At 55.4% G+C, this 17232-nt stretch carries 19 protein-coding genes and 1 pseudogene; 13 read left to right on the top strand and 7 right to left on the bottom strand.

Annotated elements, in window-relative coordinates:
• Positions 1-75: 75 nt before the first annotated feature.
• Positions 76-426, top strand: a pseudogene (locus tag ACTHO6_RS15400) (SLOG family protein); the annotation flags it as partial.
• A 32-nt stretch (positions 427-458) separates the two neighbouring features.
• On the opposite strand, the gene ACTHO6_RS15395 reads toward ACTHO6_RS15400, so the two are convergent.
• Entirely contained in the window at positions 459-1403 is a 945-nt protein-coding gene (locus tag ACTHO6_RS15395; protein WP_440242672.1) for a LysR family transcriptional regulator, read from the bottom strand.
• Between the two features lie 112 nt (positions 1404-1515).
• On the opposite strand from ACTHO6_RS15395, the gene ACTHO6_RS15390 reads away from it, so the two are divergent.
• Positions 1516-2451, top strand: a complete 936-nt coding sequence (locus ACTHO6_RS15390) for a dipeptidase (protein ID WP_440242671.1) — start codon at positions 1516-1518, stop codon at positions 2449-2451.
• 30 nt (positions 2452-2481) lie between these two features.
• Positions 2482-3555 (top strand): DmpA family aminopeptidase, encoded by a 1074-nt coding sequence (locus tag ACTHO6_RS15385; RefSeq protein ID WP_440242670.1) that lies wholly within the window; start codon positions 2482-2484, stop codon positions 3553-3555.
• A gap of 29 nt (positions 3556-3584) precedes the next feature.
• Here ACTHO6_RS15385 and ACTHO6_RS15380 read toward each other — a convergent pair whose 3' ends face one another.
• Both ACTHO6_RS15380 and ACTHO6_RS15375 read right to left on the bottom strand, forming a co-directional pair.
• The gene (locus ACTHO6_RS15380; protein ID WP_440242669.1) at positions 3585-4037 is read right to left on the bottom strand and encodes a hypothetical protein; all 453 of its coding nucleotides are present in this window, start codon (positions 4035-4037) and stop codon (positions 3585-3587) included.
• Positions 4038-4192: 155 nt separating this feature from the next.
• The gene (locus ACTHO6_RS15375; protein ID WP_440242668.1) at positions 4193-4396 is read right to left on the bottom strand and encodes a hypothetical protein; all 204 of its coding nucleotides are present in this window, start codon (positions 4394-4396) and stop codon (positions 4193-4195) included.
• Between the two features lie 138 nt (positions 4397-4534).
• Here ACTHO6_RS15375 and ACTHO6_RS15370 point away from each other — a divergent pair, with 138 nt between their 5' ends.
• Positions 4535-4852: a hypothetical protein gene (locus ACTHO6_RS15370; RefSeq protein ID WP_440242667.1), complete on the top strand. Its 318-nt coding sequence runs from the start codon at positions 4535-4537 to the stop codon at positions 4850-4852.
• Positions 4791-5864: a branched-chain amino acid aminotransferase gene (locus tag ACTHO6_RS15365; protein WP_440242666.1), complete on the top strand. Its 1074-nt coding sequence runs from the start codon at positions 4791-4793 to the stop codon at positions 5862-5864. The genes ACTHO6_RS15370 and ACTHO6_RS15365 overlap by 62 nt, the downstream gene beginning before the upstream one ends.
• Before the next feature lie 129 nt (positions 5865-5993).
• Here the strand turns inward: ACTHO6_RS15365 and ACTHO6_RS15360 are convergent, their stop codons facing one another.
• Positions 5994-6512, bottom strand: coding sequence for a DUF3231 family protein (locus ACTHO6_RS15360; RefSeq protein ID WP_440242665.1), 519 nt, complete (start codon positions 6510-6512; stop codon positions 5994-5996).
• 183 nt (positions 6513-6695) lie between these two features.
• Here ACTHO6_RS15360 and ACTHO6_RS15355 point away from each other — a divergent pair, with 183 nt between their 5' ends.
• From ACTHO6_RS15355 to ACTHO6_RS15335, 5 genes are all read left to right on the top strand, one after another.
• Positions 6696-7319 carry an NUDIX hydrolase gene (locus tag ACTHO6_RS15355; protein ID WP_440242664.1) on the top strand — a complete coding sequence of 208 codons (624 nt, stop codon included), beginning with the start codon at positions 6696-6698 and terminating at the stop codon, positions 7317-7319.
• A 197-nt stretch (positions 7320-7516) separates the two neighbouring features.
• Entirely contained in the window at positions 7517-8959 is a 1443-nt protein-coding gene (locus ACTHO6_RS15350) for an MDR family MFS transporter (RefSeq protein ID WP_440242663.1), read from the top strand.
• Between the two features lie 336 nt (positions 8960-9295).
• Positions 9296-9490: a hypothetical protein gene (locus ACTHO6_RS15345; protein ID WP_440242662.1), complete on the top strand. Its 195-nt coding sequence runs from the start codon at positions 9296-9298 to the stop codon at positions 9488-9490.
• 15 nt (positions 9491-9505) lie between these two features.
• Positions 9506-9961: a PilZ domain-containing protein gene (locus tag ACTHO6_RS15340; protein WP_440242661.1), complete on the top strand. Its 456-nt coding sequence runs from the start codon at positions 9506-9508 to the stop codon at positions 9959-9961.
• A 736-nt stretch (positions 9962-10697) separates the two neighbouring features.
• Positions 10698-11846, top strand: a complete 1149-nt coding sequence (locus ACTHO6_RS15335; RefSeq protein ID WP_440242674.1) for a DUF2087 domain-containing protein — start codon at positions 10698-10700, stop codon at positions 11844-11846.
• A gap of 48 nt (positions 11847-11894) precedes the next feature.
• Here the strand turns inward: ACTHO6_RS15335 and ACTHO6_RS15330 are convergent, their stop codons facing one another.
• The 3 genes from ACTHO6_RS15330 to ACTHO6_RS15320 all read right to left on the bottom strand — a co-directional run bounded on the left by ACTHO6_RS15330 (position 11895) and on the right by ACTHO6_RS15320 (position 13201).
• Positions 11895-12209, bottom strand: coding sequence for a hypothetical protein (locus tag ACTHO6_RS15330; RefSeq protein ID WP_440242660.1), 315 nt, complete (start codon positions 12207-12209; stop codon positions 11895-11897).
• A 123-nt stretch (positions 12210-12332) separates the two neighbouring features.
• Complete coding sequence (gene gerQ, locus ACTHO6_RS15325) at positions 12333-12752, bottom strand: spore coat protein GerQ (protein WP_429776733.1); 420 nt, start codon at positions 12750-12752, stop codon at positions 12333-12335.
• Positions 12753-12778: 26 nt separating this feature from the next.
• Complete coding sequence (locus ACTHO6_RS15320; protein WP_440242659.1) at positions 12779-13201, bottom strand: cell wall hydrolase; 423 nt, start codon at positions 13199-13201, stop codon at positions 12779-12781.
• A gap of 179 nt (positions 13202-13380) precedes the next feature.
• On the opposite strand from ACTHO6_RS15320, the gene ACTHO6_RS15315 reads away from it, so the two are divergent.
• The 3 genes from ACTHO6_RS15315 to ACTHO6_RS15305 are packed head-to-tail and all read left to right on the top strand — an operon-like array spanning position 13381 to position 17167.
• Positions 13381-13797 (top strand): MerR family transcriptional regulator, encoded by a 417-nt coding sequence (locus tag ACTHO6_RS15315; protein WP_440242658.1) that lies wholly within the window; start codon positions 13381-13383, stop codon positions 13795-13797.
• A complete protein-coding gene (locus ACTHO6_RS15310; protein ID WP_440242657.1) occupies positions 13794-15359 on the top strand; it encodes a class I adenylate-forming enzyme family protein in 1566 nt (521 codons plus the stop codon). Before ACTHO6_RS15315 ends, ACTHO6_RS15310 begins: the two co-directional genes overlap by 4 nt.
• Positions 15356-17167 (top strand): acyl-CoA dehydrogenase family protein, encoded by a 1812-nt coding sequence (locus ACTHO6_RS15305; RefSeq protein WP_440242656.1) that lies wholly within the window; start codon positions 15356-15358, stop codon positions 17165-17167. Before ACTHO6_RS15310 ends, ACTHO6_RS15305 begins: the two co-directional genes overlap by 4 nt.
• Positions 17168-17232: the final 65 nt, after the last annotated feature.

The following is a 17232-nucleotide window of genomic DNA, read 5'->3' as shown; positions in this document are numbered from 1 at the left end:
CCTAGGGAATTCAGGGCTACAGCCGCCTAATAATACAGCCTCAATTAATATCTGTCTACTTGACAGGGGTCAGACCATCTCAAGCTGGCGGTCATTACTCCGTTTTTGAATCAAGAGGAGAAATGGAAAGAAGGGACGCGGGATTACTACCGACAGATTGTGGGGCAAGCCGACTATCTCAATAGCGTCTATCAGACCCCTTACCAGGGGAGGTGGCAGTTTGCCGAGAAAGACAAATTCCTGCTGGCTCATTCAGACGGTCTCTTGTTGGTTTACGACGAAGAAAACGAAGGCTCCCCCAAGTTTTTAAGCAAGCTCGCCGCCAAAAAAGCGGATCATGGCGATTACCGGTTCATTCGAGTGAACGCCTATGACTTACAGACGATCGCGGAGGAGCAGCAGGCAGAATACCTTGACGATTTCTAAAACAAAGCAGCCAGCTTTTGAATCGCTGGCTGCTATTTGGGCATAGTCGCTTCGGAGGCGAAGGGGCTGTCCGCTAGGGGCGGTCCTTTTGGTAGCGTCTTGTTTTGCATCAAAAAGTCGATAAACGTGCGCATAATCCCGTTCACGGACGTATCCTTCAAGTAAATCAGCTCGAAGTTTCGGTTGATTTGCGGCAGATGGAGGACGTCCACTTCGGTCAGCTCGCCGTCGCTCAAATCTTGATGGATCGCAAAGCGCGGCAAAAAGGCGATGCCCAGCTTCTGCTTGACCATGCGTTTGACGACCTCGATGTTGTCCGCCTCCATGACGACGTTGTTTTGCAGGTGAAAATGACGGAAGGCGTTGTGAATCAGCTTCCAGTCCAGCGAGCCGCGATTGAACAAAATGAGCCGTTCGCGCGCCACCTCTTCGATTGCCACCTGCTGGCGATAGGCAAACGGATGCTCGGGATAAATCGCCAGCACCATGTCGTCGGGCATGAGCTGAATCCGGTTGATCTGTGGATGATTCACCGCCCTGGCGATGCCGAACGACACCTCGTGGTTGAGGACCATATCGAGTACCTGATGCGAATGTCCCGTGAGGATCGTCAGCTTGATCTTCGGATACAGCTGCTGAAACTGCATGACGAGATCCGGCAAGATGTAGAAGGCAGAGACGAACACGCTCGAAATAGCCAGCTCGCCCTCCACGTCGCCCTGTGAGCGCTGGATGGCCTGCTGCCCCTCCTGTAGCATGTTCATGATGTTTTTCGCGTAGGGTAAAAACAAGTCGCCTTCCTTGGTCAAGGAGATCGAATGGCCTGTACGCTGAAACAGCTTGCAGCCCATCGAGGTTTCCAGCGCCTTGATCCGCATGCTGACGGTTGGCTGGGAGAGGTACAACAGATCGGCTGTCTTGCTGAAGCTCCCTGTCAAGGCGACAAAAATAAACGCTTCCAGTTGTTCCATATTCATAGGGCGAAGCTCCATTATGGAAAGAGTCGAAGATGCTCCAACCATAGATTACCGTAAAAGGAGGGAAAACGGTAGGGGCGTTGAGAAAAATAGAGCGAGGGCTGATGAGGCGATGAGGGGAATACCGATCGTTGATTTGCATTGTGATGCGCTTTTGAAAATATGGGAGCAAAAGGGCAATCTCACCTTTGCGGATGCCGAACAGCTGGATGTGAACCGCAGCCGTCTGCACGAGGGAGGCGTGAAGGTGCAGTGCTTTGCCGTTTACACGCCAGTCGACCTGCCTTCGGACAGCCGATTTTCATGCGCGCTGGAGCAGATTCACTACTTTTACGCAGAGGTGCTTGGCAAGCATCCGGAAATGAAGCAGATTCGCGACTGGGACGATCTGGACAGGCTGCGGGACGGCGAGATCGGGGCGCTCTTGACGCTGGAAGGGGTAGAGCCGATCGGCAACGACCTGAAAAAGCTGCACATCCTCTACCAGTTGGGGGTACGCTCTGTCGGCTTGACCTGGAATTTTGCCAACCTGGCGGCAGACGGGGCGCTGGAAGCAAGAAACGGCGGGCTGACCGCGTTCGGCAAAGAAGTGATTCAGTTCCAGAACGAACGAAACATGTTGACCGATGTCTCCCATCTGTGCGAGCGCAGCTTCTGGGAGACGCTGGAGCTGGCGACATACCCGATTGCAAGCCACTCCAACGCACGTGCGGTTTGCGACCATCCCCGCAATCTGACGGACGAGCAGGCGAAGGCGCTGTTCGCCAAGGGAGCCAATGTCCACGTCGTCTACTGCACGACGTTTATCAACGACGCGGCGCCGACGACGATTGACGACCTGCTCCGGCATATCGATCACTTCTGCTCGCTCGGCGGTGTGCGCCACATCGGGCTTGGCTCCGATTTTGACGGAATCACGGCAAAGGTCGTGGGACTTGAGCATGCGGGGAAGAGCCAGAACCTCATCAACGAGCTGCTCAAGCGCTACACGGAAGACGAGGTGCGCGGATTTGCCTATGAAAACTTTTTGCGCAATCGCCCGGTGTAGGGGAGACGACCAGAAGAGGAGGAAGCTGTCATGAAGCGTACCGGAAAAGGGAAAATCCGCGAGTTGGGCGTAGTGGTCGGCAAGCTGCCCACAGGAGCGAAAAACGATCTGACCGATGTGCCGGGAGTGCGCGTCGGCCATGTGACCATTCATCATGAGTTGGAAGACGGGGAGTGTGCGTGTACGGGAGTGACTGCCATTTTGCCGCACGGAGGCAGCCTGTTCCGTGAAAAGGTGACGGCAGCCAGCTACGTCATCAACGGCTTCGGCAAGACGACAGGGCTCGTCCAGGTAAACGAGCTGGGCTTGCTGGAGTCGCCGATCATGCTGACGAATACGTTTTCCGTCCCGGCGGTCACGCAGGGCACGCTGGAATACATGCTGGCGACGAATGAAGAGATCGGCGATACGACGGGAACGGTCAACATCGTGGTCGGGGAGTGCAACGACGGCCACCTCAATTCGATCCGCCGCTGCATCGTGCGGCCGGAAGACGCGGTGGCGGCGATTGAAAACGCAGCGGAGCACGCCGTAGAGGAAGGCGCGGTCGGAGCAGGGACAGGGATGGTCGCATTCGGCTACAAGGGCGGAATCGGCTCGTCCTCGCGCGTCGTGTCCGCCTCCGGGCATACGTACACGCTCGGCGCGCTGGTGCTATCCAACTTCGGCAACAAGGACGACTTTCTGGGCGACAGGCTGTTTGCCTGTGCCACTGGCGAGTCGGCGGTCGCAGAGGCAGTCGAGAAGGAAGAGGACGGCTCGATTATCATGGTGCTGGCGACGGACGCGCCGCTTTCCGACCGCCAGCTTCTGCGTGTCGCCAAGCGGGCAGGGATCGGCCTCGGCCGTACCGGGAGCCACTTCGGGCACGGCAGCGGCGACATCGTGATTGCCTTTTCCACCGCGTACAAGATCCCGCACCGGACGGAGTCGGTTACGGAGACGCGCGTACAGCTTCGCGAGGACCATCCGGTGATGAACGAACTGTTTGCCGCAGCCGCAGAGGTGACCGAAGAAGCGATTTACAACTCTCTTTCTCAGGCAGTGACGACGGCAGGCCGAAAAGGGCGGACGGTTCACGCCATGCCGCTTCCGCTGCGATAAGCGGGCAGCACGTCTGGGGTTTCATCCGGTCAGAAGGCAGCCAGCTCGAACCGGACGACGGTTTCCTTGCTGGCAGCTAGCTTTTCTTGCTCGACAATCCGCCAGTTTTTCGAGACGGTCTGGCGCATCCAGCGCAGCGCCTCGTCAGACAGGCGAACCTGGTCCAGCGCGGTCTCCTCTACCTGATAGTCCTGTTCGGGTTGGAGGTTGTAGCGCTTGTTCAGCAAAAATTTGATTCCGTTCAACGTCGTGAACTTGATTTGATAGCCATCGCGGATCGCCTGCTCAAGCGCTGCGGAATCGTTCTGGTACAGCTCAAAGAGGGGAGCGTAATCGTACCTGCCGCCTTCCACATCCGCAAAAGGCCGCGAATCGCCCGTTCTCAGCTTGTGGATGATTTCTTCATCGACCAGCCCGTGGGCGCGTGCGGCCTCAAGCAGCATCGTCTCCCATTGGGACAGCTTGACTGTAGACGTAGACATGAACAGCCCTCCTTGTTCTTTCCGGGTGGTTTCTCGTAAAAAGTCGTCATGGCACGCTACTGTCTAGTATAAGCATGGCAGCTGTAAATCTCAACCATAATTCCGACTGTTTTTGTATGGAATGAACGACCGTGCAGGAAAGCGAACGCGCTACCTCAAAACAAGGGCAAGGAAACAGATGGAGTCGTGTAAAAATAACCGACAATCAGATACGTGAACAACAGGAAAAAACAAATGCCGGAAATGGTCAGGTGGAGGCGAATCGGCTTGGGGTGGTACCCGAACAACCCAAGCAGCAGGTAAACAAAACCAACAATCCCCAACACCAAAGGAATCGCGATAATCGTAATCTCACTCATGACAAATTCACTCCGCTCGGTTTCAGACATAGAGGCTTCCCGTGCAGATCAGCGCTGTAGCGAGTGATCCGGGAGGGAAGCTTTTCAAGCTCTTTTGCACCCAGGCACTTGAAGAAGCGGAAAACGGGATCGTATGGTTTGAAAAAGGAAGGATATGGTTCATCATACCATTTTTGCAGAGAAAACCGGAAGCAGGGATCAGAAAGTAAGTTCGAGGAAGGGCAAGAAAAAATCGCCATCCTTTTGCCGCTGATCGGGGCAGAGTCCATGCTGGGCAGCCGTCTCCTTGCAAGAAGAAAGTTACGCTGGAAATCATTCGAAATAGTTGCTATTTTAAATAGAGAAACGCAGTTTCAAAAAGATAGAATTTTTCCAACTAAGGGAGATGTAGAGGATGGAGTGTCAGGTAACCATTATCCGGACAGAGCAGAAAAAAGAGAAGCCGGCACGCGATAAACTGGGGTTCGGCGTACATTTTACCGATCACATGTTCACGATGGATTACACGGAAGGCAGAGGATGGCACGATCCCCAAATCGTCCCGTATGCTCCCCTGTCGATTGATCCGGCAGCAATGGTCTTCCACTATGGACAAGCGGTTTTTGAAGGGCTGAAGGCATACCGCAACAAGGAAGGCAGGGTGCTTCTGTTCCGCCCGGAGCAAAACTTCAAACGGATGAATCGCTCCCTGGAGCGGATGAGCATGCCGCAGGTCGACGAGGAATTCATGGTCAGTGCCTTGAAACAACTGGTAGCGCTTGAAAAAGAGTGGATTCCGGCAGAAAGCGGCATGTCGCTCTACATTCGTCCTTTTGTCATTGCGACAGAGCCATGTTTTGGCGTGCGCGCCTCGCACACGTACAAGCTGATGATCGTCCTGTCTCCCGTCGGCGCTTACTATGCCAATGGCATGGAGCCGGTGAAAATTTACGTGGAAAGCAAGTACGTCCGCGCAGTCAGGGGCGGAACGGGGAACGCAAAAGTAGCGGGCAACTACGCAGGCGCCTTGAAAGCACAGGCAGAAGCCAAGGAAAAAGGCTACGAGCAAGTGCTCTGGCTGGACGGCGTAGAAAATAAATATATCGAAGAAGTCGGCAGCATGAACGTGTTCTTCAAGGTGGGGGACGAAGTGTGGACCCCGGCATTGAATGGCAGCATTCTGGAAGGGATTACCCGCGATTCGACGATCCAGCTGCTGCGGGACTGGGGTATCCCGGTTGTGGAAAAGCGGATTTCCGTCGAAGACTTGTATGAAGCGCACATGAACGGACAACTGGAAGAAGCGTTCGGCACAGGGACGGCCGCTGTCATCTCTCCGGTGGGCGATCTGAACTGGAACGGCCATCAGATGATTATCAACGGGGAGAAAACAGGCCCGTTGACGACCAGACTGTATGAAACGATGACCCAAATTCAGTACGGGGAGCAGGAAGACAAGTTCGGCTGGTCCGTAGAAGTAACGGAATAGGATGGAACAGAACACGAAGAGGCACGGCGCTCTCGCTCTGGCGAAGAGGGGCCATGCCTCTTTTTCGAATCGAAGCACCCAAAAGCACTGCCCCCGAAAAGACAGTGCAGCGCTTACCCGCCAGAACGATTAGACGTGAGCAAGCTCGGGAGCCTGCGTGTGAAGGGGCGGAGAAATCAGCCAGCCTTTTTCCTTGAGAAGACGCAGCAGTCGATAGCCAGACTGCGCTTTTGTCACGTGGAACTCCCCGAACATCATGCCGATATCTTCGCGGATGGACTGGCTCATGATCTGGCTGCACGTCAGCAATCCTCCTGCGATATCCCGGGAGATGCCAAGCGCAATCTCGGAATCGTTCAGCCGGGCGCCAACGGGAATGCTGTTCGGGTCGGCGACAGGTCGATCCGGAGGGCTGGGCGGCAAGGCGACGCCAGCCAGTTTGAGCAAATCCTCCAGACGGTGAATTTCTTTTTTCATCGTTTGCATGAGATCTTCGAGGAAGTCTTTCAAATCCGCATCGCCAGCATGGTTCATCGCGGTCTGATAACCAGCCAGCAGCGCTTTGCTTGTCGCTACATACACCCAGGCGCCAAATACTTCGCCGTAATGCATCGGCTCATGCTGTGGATTTCCGCCAAATAGTCCCATTGCTTGTCCCTCCTTTGATCCTGGCAGGTCTGACTGTTTTCTCCCCACCTTCTGATAAGATTCTCCACGGCGGAAAAATTCATCGTGGGAATTATAGTCACGAAGAATCCGCTAGCCAGCTTCCCCCTCGAACTGGTAAGGTGGGAGAGACGAGGAAACCGATGCACGAATGAGGTGGAGAAAGTGAAGGAAGAGCTTCTGGATATTATTGACGATTCGGGCAATCCGATCGGCGTGAAACCGCGCAGCGAAGTGCACCGCGTCGGCTATTGGCACCAAACGTTTCACTGTTGGGTGTATCGGGTGTGTTCGGGACAGGCAGAGCTTTTGTTCCAGAAAAGACATCCGCAAAAGGATACGTGTCCGAATCTGCTGGATATTACCTCGGCAGGCCATTTGCTCGCAGGCGAGCAGCCGTGTGACGGGGTGCGCGAATTGCAGGAGGAGCTGGGGCTTGCTGTATCCTGGGAAGAGCTGCGCCAGATCGGCGTGATTCGCGATGTGAAGACTGTGCCAGGGGTCATCGACAAGGAGCTGTGCCACGTTTTTGCCACTCTTTGCGATCAGCCGCTTCTGGAGTATCGCTTGCAGGCAGAGGAGGTCACCGGGCTGTTCTGGGTGAAGCTTCGCGAGTTGGAGCGATTGTTTGCGGGCGAGCTTGTGCATGTGCAGGCGCAAGGATTTTGGACCGATGAGACGGGGAACCGCCGTGAGACAACTGTGCAAGTGGACCAGAGCGCTTTTGTTCCCCATGAAGCGCACTATTACCAGACCGTGATTCGCGCCATCAAAAGCTGGAGCGAATAGGGGCAGGAGGCAGGGCTGGCAACAAAGCACCGCCTCCTTTTCCGCTTGCTTGCGGCGGGACGGCAGAGGCGTCTGCATGGCGCTATCGCCAAGTGGCTTCGCGCGATGTTGGTTTCGTAGGTAAGCAATGCTTGGCGGGCCGATCCCCATGCTTGGGGTGAATCGAGATCATGTGCAGAGACAGAGAGGAGAACGAGATGAGAGGAAAGATCATGGTCGCGCTGATGCTCGCAACCTTCCTGGCCGCCATGGAAGGGACGATTGTGAGTACAGCCGTGCCGCGCATTACCAGTGAATTGTCGGGATTTGCGCTCGTGAGCTGGGTCTACGCCATCTACATGCTGGCGACAGCCGTGTCCGCGCCTATTTACGGAAAGCTCGCTGACTTGTTTGGACGCAAAAATGTCCTGTTGATCGGGATTGGCCTCTTTTTGCTCGGATCCACGCTATGCGGCGTGGCAGTGACGATGGGGCAGTTGATCGTTTTCCGGGCGATTCAAGGATTGGGGGCTGGCGCCGTCATGCCGATTACGATGACGATCATCGGCGACTTGTATGCCGAGCAGACGGCGAGGGCCAAGGCGCAGGGCTGGATCAGCGCTGTCTGGGGTCTGTCGGGTGTCGCCGGGCCGCTGGTCGGCGGCTTTTTGGTCGATACGCTTTCCTGGCGCTATATTTTTTTCCTGAATGTGCCGTTTGGACTCGTGTCCTTTTTTATGCTGGTCGGGTTTTACCGCGAGAAGCTTTTGGCCAAAGCGAAGCGTCACATTGATTATCCGGGGGCGCTGATTTTCACCGTCGGTACCATCGCGCTGCTGTACGCGCTGTTGACGGGCAGCCAACATCAGTCCTGGACCAGTCCGGTGACGATTTCCTTGATCGTCTTTGCGGCAGCGACCTATCTCGTGTTCGTTTCGGTGGAAAAGAAATCGCCGGAGCCGCTGATTCCGCTCTCGCTGTTGACGAACCGCAATGTCACAATGATGAACATGCTCACCTTCCTCACGAACGGCATCGTCATCAGCATGGTCGTCTACTTGCCGATCTGGAGCCAGGGCGTGCTGGGCGAAAGCGCGACGATGGCGGGCTTCGTCCTGACGCCGATGCCGGTCTGCTGGACGATTGGCTCGGTGCTGTCCGGCAACCTGCTGGGCAAGCTGCGCGCCGAGCAGTTGATTACGAGCGGGACCGCCATTTTGACCGTTGCCGCCACGCTGCTGACGATCCTGTCCTCGCATTCGGTCGGCTATTTGATTTACGTGGCCGTAGGCTTGATCGGCCTCGGCATGGGGCTGATTAGCCCGATCGTCATGGTCAAAATCCAGGCGGCGGTCCCCGTGGACAAACGCGGCACAGCCGTCGCGCTCAACACCTTTACGGGTACGTTCAGCCAAACGTTCGGCGCGGCCGTTTTCGGCATGCTGTTCAACCTGGTAACGGTAGCGGGCGGGCATGAGAACCTTGGCGCTTCCTTTGAAACAGGCTCCATCCCTGCCGGGGAGCTGGCAGCGATCCGCGATGTGCTTGCCTCCGGCGTTCACGCCGTCTTCACAGGCACTCTTGTGATTGCCGCAGGCTGCTTCCTGCTGTCGCTGTTGATCGCCAGAAGCCAAAAGCAGCAGGCGGCGAACCACCAATAGTCCGATCAAGGGGGCCAGCAGCTAATGAGCTGCTGGCATTACAGAAAGTCGGCTGCCACCATCCTTGTGGGGTAGCCGACTTTTTGCAAGCTTGTCATTTGCTACAAATGAACAGTCTGTGACCCGCAGCCAGAAGCCGCTACCATGAAATGTTCCACCATATACAAAAATCTGTTGCCATTTCCCACGCTGATTCTATAAAATTTTTTTAGACTCGCAGAAATCGGCGAGTATGACAGCTTTTTCACCTGAAAATTGTCACGATTTTGCCATAATTGGGTATCTTGTTTTGCTCCTTCCCATATGTTGTTAACAAAAGGGGAGGGGGCAAAGTTTATGATTTACCTCACGCTTGTCATCTTTTTTGCGTTTTTGTTGGTCGTCTGGTTTGTGATCAAGCTCCTTTTCCGTTTGGATAAGCGCGACTCCATCGTGTATGACCAAAGAGAGCTGTGGGAACCATTTGATAAGAAGTTGCAGGATATGCGGTACGAGAAGCAGAAAAAAGAAGAGAGGCGGCCATCAGGGTAAAGGAAGGTGAGGACAATGGCAGGCAGATCAGAGGGTCATCAGCGCGAATACTTCCGGCTGAAGCTGGAGCATCCCCTCTGTGCAGACATGACCATTGTTCTGGTCAAAGGGAAAAAGCTGGAAATTGGCAGTGCCAAGGTACTGGTGGAAGATATCAGCGCAGGGGGACTGCGTTTTCTGTCCCATCTCAAGCTGCCTGCCAGCGACCAGCTCGTCCTGCAGTTTGAGACAGAGCTGTGCGCGGAGCCGCTGAAAATGTACGGACATGTAGTGCGCTCGCAGTCATGGGAGCAAGTGTACTATGAATATGGCGTTCGCTTCACCATGGATGAAGTCCAGCATCAGGAGGTCAATCGATTGGTGAACCGGCTGGCGATTCGCTATCGGCACAATCGGGGGGCGACAGAGGGATGCTACTGGAAGGGCGATCGGCAAGCATTTTTGCAGGAGCTGGCGCTCGCCAGCCAATAAGGCCACCAAACTAAATCAAAAGGGTCAGTGTTTCGTGTGTAATTGCCATATTCCCACCCCCTGTTTACGACATGGGAAGAGGAGCAGACTACCATAAGAGATGCCGTGTCATGTACTCGTCCCATGTTTTACTATGCTTCTGAAAAGTATGCCAGTCTACTTCAAGACCCCCCTCACTATTAAAGGGGGGGTTTTTAGTATCCGCGCTTCTCTAAGCCATTATGATACGGAATGTAAACGTCGAGGGTCATCAACTATATCTAATGTTACTCTAGGATCAAGATTTTCATCATAAAGGATTTCATATTTCTATATAAAATGTTTTATTTAAATTTTTTGGATATAAAGGGTGGTTTTGGTTTATGGACAGAACTACAGGAACCATGTTTTGTTTTATTGGTGTGACGTTAATCGGAATTCAATATATTACAGCGGCAATTCATAGTTTAAGTCCTCATTGGGGGCCACATCCATTTGATTCCATTATGGATCAAGTGGGGAGGCTACCTTTGTATGTAGGGCTATTCTTTCTATTGACTGGTACACTTTTATCTATTTTTGGAAAAAGAAATGGAGGGTCCCGATAACATACAGTACAGGACAAAAACATAACGATAGACAAACAGCTCCGTTGTTTGCGCACATGCGCGAAAACGGGGCTTTTTTCTTTTGACATAAAGCAAACGTAATGTTAAATTGTCTATAGTAAAACAAACGAATTGGTGGTGTGTTTATTTTGGGCGTGATGGAGCAGTTCTGGAGCGCTTCCTTGGAGGAAGCCAAGCAAGGATATGTAGAGCGGCCGCACACGTATATGTGCTTGCTGTGCGGGGCGGAAGTGGAAAAAGGCATTGTCTATCCGGTCGACGGTGTCCTGTTCGAAGCGTCCCGTTATATGCGCTACCATATCGAGCAGGAGCATGAATCGGTGTTTGCCTATTTGAGCGGGCTGGACAAACGCCTGACCGGGCTGTCCGATCATCAGGCAAGTCTCTTGCGCCTGTTTTTTGCCGGCAAGACGGATGCCGAGGTGCAGGCGGAGCTGGGCATTGGCAGCGCGTCTACCATTCGCAACCATCGCTTCGCGTTAAAGGAAAAGGAGCGGCAGGCCAAGGTGTTTTTGACGCTGATGGAGCTGTTGCGGGAGGCCGACAAGAACAGCTCTTCTGCCTCAGCGGACAAAGCAAGGCCGCGTAAGCCGGAGGCGGCAGAGGTGGAAGCAGGGTCCGCCGAATATGAAGCCATCCTGCAAAAATATTTCCCGCAGGGCCCAAGCGACGCCCTCGTCCGGATTCCGCGCAAGCACAAGCACAGGCTCGTCATTTGCCGCGAAGTCGCCAAGCGCTTTGCGCCGGACAAGATGTACACCGAACGGGAAGTCAACGACATGCTGGAAGCGGTCTGTACCGATTACGTCACACTGCGACGGTATTTGATTGACTACGGGTTTTTGGATCGAGAGGCAGACGGCAGTGCCTATTGGCGCACGGGCAAGGACAACAACGAAGAGGAACAGGAGGAGAGGTCGGTGAATCGCAAGCAAGAACTGAAGCAAATGTATAAAGAAGTCAAGAGCGAGGCGGGTGTCTACCAAATCCGCAACAAGGTGAACGGCAAGGTCCTGGTGGCGAGCAGCCTGAACCTGAAAACGATCAACGGGAAAAAATTTATGCTCCAGCACGGCTCTCATCCCAACCGGGAACTGCAAAAGGAATGGAACGAACTGGGAGCGGATGCGTTCGCGTTCGAGGTGCTGGAAGTGCTGAAACCAAAAGACGACCCTTATTTTGATGCCAAAGATGCGCTGGAAAAACTGGAAGAAAAATGGATAGAAAAGCTGGCCCCGTACAACGAGCGCGGCTATCATCAGGAAAAACGGATGTAGTCCGGTTAATCAGCAGCAGGCTGCCTGTTTGCGGGCGGCCTGCTGCTGTCATGTACGGGAATCGAGCAGGTGAAAGCGCTCCAGATGGTTGCGCAGTCCTGCCTGCTGCAAAATCTCTGTTTGCTTTTGGCCGATCAGGTCAAAGTGGGGAAATGGCTGGCGATGGTGGATATAGGCGGGATTCAGTCCGTTGGCGGTGCACCAGTCCGCCAGCTTTTGCGTGTCGGCGCAGCCTACCTTCGTCACCGTCTTCATCCCGGGAAAGCGCGGGTCCAGCCAGTAATGGGTCAAAAAAGCGATTTCCCCGCGCTGTACGGTCTGTTTCCATTGGTTCAACTCGGCGCGTGAAATGCCAAATGCCACGAAGTCTCCTCCTCTTTCTTTTCCAGCCGGCTCGCCAGCTTGGTCGTTCCCCCTATTATAACAAAAAGACAGCTTCTGTCCGGCGCGAGACGGAAGCTGTCTTTTTGGGTTTGCAACCAAAGCTTAGCGCACTCCTGGCGGGAGGGAAGGAGGAATGTAGTTCAGTTCTTCGTCTGCCGTGATGTAGTCGGTATTGACCATGAGCAGCAAGTAGCGCTTGCCTGTTTGCGGGTCGCTGAGGATGATGTGGTCGCGCCCGGCTGTCTCCAGCACGCCGCGGAAAATTTTCGCGTTCCATTGACTGTTGTTTTCAAACGTTTGGTACACCGTAATGACTTTGCCGCGATTCATGCGCAAAATGTTCTCGACATACGACTCTTCTACGACCTGGCCGGGCGTGTAAGGCGGGCCCGGAATGAGCGCACCGCTTGGCTGCATAGGAACCAGCTGTGGCTGCTGTTGCTGCATGCCGAAAGGATATTGGGTGGAAGGATACATGTCATACCCGTATGGATAAGGTTGGTAGGGTATTTGCTGACTCATGATGAACTCGCTCCTTTATCTATCTGCTAGTAAACGCGCGGACAATCCTCTCGTGCCGGAACGAAGAAGCAGTGCGCCTTGTAACGACCGGAGTTCGCCTGATTCCACCAGGTAGGGGGGCAGTTTCCGGTAGGGCGGTAAAACCAAAGCGCATTGGTGGCGGGACGGGTTCGCTCCCCATTAATCGTGCGCTGGGCCAAACGTCTTTCCCGATCGCGGGCGCGCTGGTAAAAATACGGTTTTTGGACGGCTTCATACCCGCCGGGAGATTGGTACACCATATCGCGCATCGTCCGAATGTTTCGGAAGTCAAGGCAGTTTGCGAGAATCCTGTTGACTCCGACGTTGCCGACCATAAGCATCCCCAGCTCGCCTTCTCCTTCCGCTTCAGCGCGGATTAATCGGGCAAGCAAATCGACGTCATTACTGTTCGCTTTGATGACGGCCATTGCTTCACCTCCTCCTAAAACTCACAATGACAATATATGGGCGTATGCCGGATCGGTGAATGCTTCCGCGAATTTTTGGGCAGGAAAGCTTCCGTTGACGTTAACGTAAACAGGCGGTAAAATATGGGTAGTCAATACTTTCTGAAAATTGAAAAGAGTTGCAAAAGGAGCAGGGGTACATGAACCGAGGAGGCGACGAAAAGCGAACGTCATGGTCGATCTCTGATCTTGCTCAAGAACTGGATGTCAGCACGAGAACGATCCGCTATTACGAGGAAGTCGGTTTGATTTTGCCGGAACGGACGGAGCGGGGAATCAGGCACTACAGCCGTAAGGATCGGGCCAGGCTGCGATTGATTTTGCGGGGAAAGCGCTTCGGGTTCTCCCTGGATCAAATCCGCGAGATGATCGAGCTGTTTGGCGAAGACCGCAGCGGACGCGCCCAGCTTTTGCGCGCCATCGATTACGGCAACCGGAAGCTCGCGGAGATCGATGAAAAAATCAGGGAGCTGGGAGAACTGAGGGAAGACATTCTCGCCTTCAAGCAAGGGTTCGAACAAAAACTGCTGGAAGAACATGGGGAGGGAAAACGATGAACGTATCAGCTTTGCTCGCTGCAAACGGACGCAAATACGCCGACAAGCCTGCACTTGTCACAGAAGAGGTGGCCGTCACCTTTTCCGAGTGGAACGAGATCGCAAGCAGGTGGGCCTACCGCTTGAGACAGCTAGGGGTCGAGCCGGGGGATCGCGTCGTACTGATGCTGCCGAACTGCCCGGAGTTTGCCTTTTTTTACATAGCCGTCATTCGTTGCCATGCGCTTGTCGTGCCGATCAATGCGCGATCGACGAAGGAAGAGGTACGCTACATTTGCCAGCACGCGCAGGCAAAAGCGCTGATCGTTCACGAGGCTCTCGTCCATGCCGTCCATGAATGGATCGAAGAGGAACCAGGGTTAATCGCGATCAAGACAGGGAACAGTCAGGGAGCGTGGCAAGGGACCGCGGCCTGGGATGCGGAGGAAGACGTGCGGCTGGAGGAATTCGGCATCAATCCCGACGCTCCCGATGTGACGGAAGACAGCGAGGTCAGCATCTTGTACACCTCAGGCACGACCGGACGGCCAAAAGGTGTGCTGTATACGCACAGAAGCTTGCTGACCGTCGCCAAGATGATGGCGATCGAGCTGTCGATCCAGCATCGTTCGCGGATTCTCCAGCTCATGCCGCTCAGCCATTCCGCGCCGCTGCACCTGTTCTTCATCTCGGGGCTGATGGTGGGGGCGACGCAGGTGATGGCGCTCACCTTTTCCCCGAAGCTGCTCCTGTCGCTCGTGCAAAAGCAGCGGATTACGCATTTCTTCGGGGCACCCGTCGCGTATCTGTTGACGATGAAGCATCCCGAGTTTGCCAAGTACGATTTGTCGTCCGTGGAATATTGGATGTACGGCGGCGCTCCTCTGTCCAGGGAGATGGCTGTCCAGCTGGAGCAAGCGTACGGCCGGGACAAGTTGGCGTGCGTGTACGGCCTGACCGAAGCAGGGCCTACTGGCACGTGCCTGCTGCATCGCGAGCACCCGGACAAGGTGGGCAGTGTCGGGAACCGCGGCGTGCTGTTTGCCGAAGTGGAAGTCGTCGATGAGAACGGCCTTCCCGTCCCGCCGGGCACTCCTGGCGAAGTGCGCGTGCGCGGCGAAGGCTCGATGAAGGGCTACTACAACAACCCGGAGGCGACAAGAGAGACGCTTCGCGACGGCTGGATTTACACGGGAGACATCGGACGCTTTGACGAGGACGGCTTTCTGTGGATCGTCGACCGGAAAAAAGATGTCATGATTACAGGCGGGGTCAATGTTTACCCGAAGGAAATCGAACAGCTGCTGGAGCGTCACCCGGCGATTGCTGAAGTGGCTGTCGTAGGCGTGCCGCACCCGGAATGGGGGGAGACGGTGACCGCCTATCTGGTGCTCTGCCCGGATGTAGACGCGAAGCGCGATTGGCTCGCGGAGGTGCGCGGCTTTTTAAGCGGTCATCTTGCCGACTACAAGCTGCCGCGGCAAGTGGCAGTCATTCCGCAGCTGCCGCGAAATACGAGTGGAAAAGTGCTCAAGCACGTCTTGCGCGAGTCTCCCTCGGCAAAGGAAGTGGAGCTAACATGAGCGAGCTGCAAGCGAAAATCGACCAGCGCCAGTACAGTGACAACATCCCGCATCCGCGTTCGGGCAGCGAGCAAAACTTTTTCGCCGCCGATCCCAACCTTCATTATTTGCTCCAACGCTATTTGCCTGCCCCCATGCACGAGTGGGCGACGCAGCAACTGCATTGGCTGGGAGCGCAAGCGGCGGGGCCAATGGAGGAGCGGGCGGCCTATACGGATCGGGAAGGCAAGCCGCGCCTGCGCAAATACAACCGGCTGGGCGAGGACGTCTCGGAAATCATCACCAACGAAGGCTACAAGGAAACGGTGGCGGAGGTATACGGAGCGGGGATTGTCAGCTATTTGTACCACGATATTCCGGAGCTTGGGCGCAAGGCGCCCTACAGCTATTCGTTTTTGATGGGCTATCTCGTCAGCCAGACCGAGCCGGGCTTTTATTGCCCTGTCACGCTCACGATGTCGGCGGCGTACCTGATCGACCGCTACGGCAGCGACGAGCAGAAACAGCAGTATCTCAGCGGACTTACCTCGCGGGAACGCGCCCGGCTGTACGAGGGCGCGACCTGGCTGACGGAGCGCCAGGGCGGATCGGATGTCGGCGCGAATCTCACGGTGGCGAAGCCCGTGGAGGGACAGCCTGGCGTCTATCGGCTGACGGGCGAAAAGTTTTTCGCGAGCAATGCGGGGGCGATGGTCGCCACTGTGCTGGCGCGAATCGACGAGAGCAAGCCGGGGACAAAAGGGCTGGGACTGTTTCTCGTCCCCTGGCTCAAGCCGGATGGGACGCGCAACCAGATCGAGGTGCGGCGCCTGAAGGAGAAGCTCGGCGTGAACGCGGTGCCGTCTGCGGAGGTGCTTCTGCATGGCGCGGAAGGCTATTTGATCGGCCAGCCGGAAAACGGCTTCAAATACATGGCGGAAGCGCTCAACCTGTCGCGCATCTGCAATGCGGTGGCCTCCATCGGCATCATGCGCAGGGCGCTGTACGAGGCCACATACTACGCGAGCCGGCGGCGGGCGTTCCAGAACCCGATCGACCAGTATCCGCTGGTCAGAGAAATGCTGGTCAGCCTGCTGCTCGATACGGAAGTGAGCACGGGCGCGGTGTTTGACATGATTGCCGTGTACGACCGCCTCCAGGACGGCAGGGGAAGCCGCGAAGATATGGCGCTCATGCGGCTGCTGATTCCGCTGTTGAAATACCGGACCGGAGAGGAAGCCGTCGAAGCCGCCCATACGGCGATCGAGATTCACGGCGGCAACGGCTTTATCGAGGAGTACGTGACGCCGCGCCTGCTGCGCGATGCCCAGGTCTTGACAGTCTGGGAGGGCACGTCCAACATCCTCGCCCTGGACATTTTGCGCGTCATGCAAAAAGAAAACAGCCACGTCGTGTTCACCCGGCTGCTGCGCTCCCGCATCGACAGCTGGCGACACGCCTTTTCGCAGCCGTTTGCGGAGCTTTTGCAAGCGGAACTGGCGATCCTGGAAGAAAATATCGCCTATCTTTTCCGGCAGCCGCCCGATTACGTGACCTATAAATTGAAGGCGCTCGCCGACCACATGATCGACCTGTACGCGCTCTCCTGCATCGTCAGCGAAGCGGAGGACCAGGTGGCAACCGACAACAACGCCCGCAAATACGTGCTGGCGAAGCTGTACGCGAAAAAGCACCTGACGCCACAAGCGAAGCGCGGCATTCAAGGCGACGAACTGCTGGACGTCCAGTTTTTCCGGGAGCTGGTGGACTGCGAGCCGATCCCGGTGGAAGCGCTCAAGCAGCAGCCGGCCTTTGCTTCCGCTACCTGAAAACAAGCGAAAAAACGCCCGGGCAGTTGCAATTGGCACCCCCGGGCGTTTTTTGTTGTCACGAA

The organism is Brevibacillus sp. SAFN-007a, from assembly GCF_051967035.1.
Lineage (GTDB): Bacteria > Bacillota > Bacilli > Brevibacillales > Brevibacillaceae > Brevibacillus.
This window is presented reverse-complemented; position numbering and strand designations above follow the sequence as displayed.

Bases quoted from the DNA above. Each gene is read 5' to 3' on its own strand.
- ACTHO6_RS15365 (WP_440242666.1), top strand. From the start codon at position 4,791: ATGGAGTGTCAGGTAACCATTATCCGGACAGAGCAGAAAAAAGAGAAG.
- ACTHO6_RS15310 (WP_440242657.1), top strand. From the start codon at position 13,794: ATGAACGTATCAGCTTTGCTCGCTGCAAACGGACGCAAATACGCCGAC.
- ACTHO6_RS15375 (WP_440242668.1), bottom strand. From the start codon at position 4,396: ATGAGTGAGATTACGATTATCGCGATTCCTTTGGTGTTGGGGATTGTT.
- ACTHO6_RS15315 (WP_440242658.1), top strand. From the start codon at position 13,381: ATGAACCGAGGAGGCGACGAAAAGCGAACGTCATGGTCGATCTCTGAT.
- ACTHO6_RS15350 (WP_440242663.1), top strand. From the start codon at position 7,517: ATGAGAGGAAAGATCATGGTCGCGCTGATGCTCGCAACCTTCCTGGCC.
- ACTHO6_RS15385 (WP_440242670.1), top strand. From the start codon at position 2,482: ATGAAGCGTACCGGAAAAGGGAAAATCCGCGAGTTGGGCGTAGTGGTC.
- ACTHO6_RS15395 (WP_440242672.1), bottom strand. From the start codon at position 1,403: ATGAATATGGAACAACTGGAAGCGTTTATTTTTGTCGCCTTGACAGGG.
- ACTHO6_RS15390 (WP_440242671.1), top strand. From the start codon at position 1,516: ATGAGGGGAATACCGATCGTTGATTTGCATTGTGATGCGCTTTTGAAA.
- ACTHO6_RS15345 (WP_440242662.1), top strand. From the start codon at position 9,296: ATGATTTACCTCACGCTTGTCATCTTTTTTGCGTTTTTGTTGGTCGTC.
- ACTHO6_RS15380 (WP_440242669.1), bottom strand. From the start codon at position 4,037: ATGTCTACGTCTACAGTCAAGCTGTCCCAATGGGAGACGATGCTGCTT.
- ACTHO6_RS15340 (WP_440242661.1), top strand. From the start codon at position 9,506: ATGGCAGGCAGATCAGAGGGTCATCAGCGCGAATACTTCCGGCTGAAG.
- gerQ (WP_429776733.1), bottom strand. From the start codon at position 12,752: ATGAGTCAGCAAATACCCTACCAACCTTATCCATACGGGTATGACATG.
- ACTHO6_RS15305 (WP_440242656.1), top strand. From the start codon at position 15,356: ATGAGCGAGCTGCAAGCGAAAATCGACCAGCGCCAGTACAGTGACAAC.
- ACTHO6_RS15320 (WP_440242659.1), bottom strand. From the start codon at position 13,201: ATGGCCGTCATCAAAGCGAACAGTAATGACGTCGATTTGCTTGCCCGA.
- ACTHO6_RS15360 (WP_440242665.1), bottom strand. From the start codon at position 6,512: ATGGGACTATTTGGCGGAAATCCACAGCATGAGCCGATGCATTACGGC.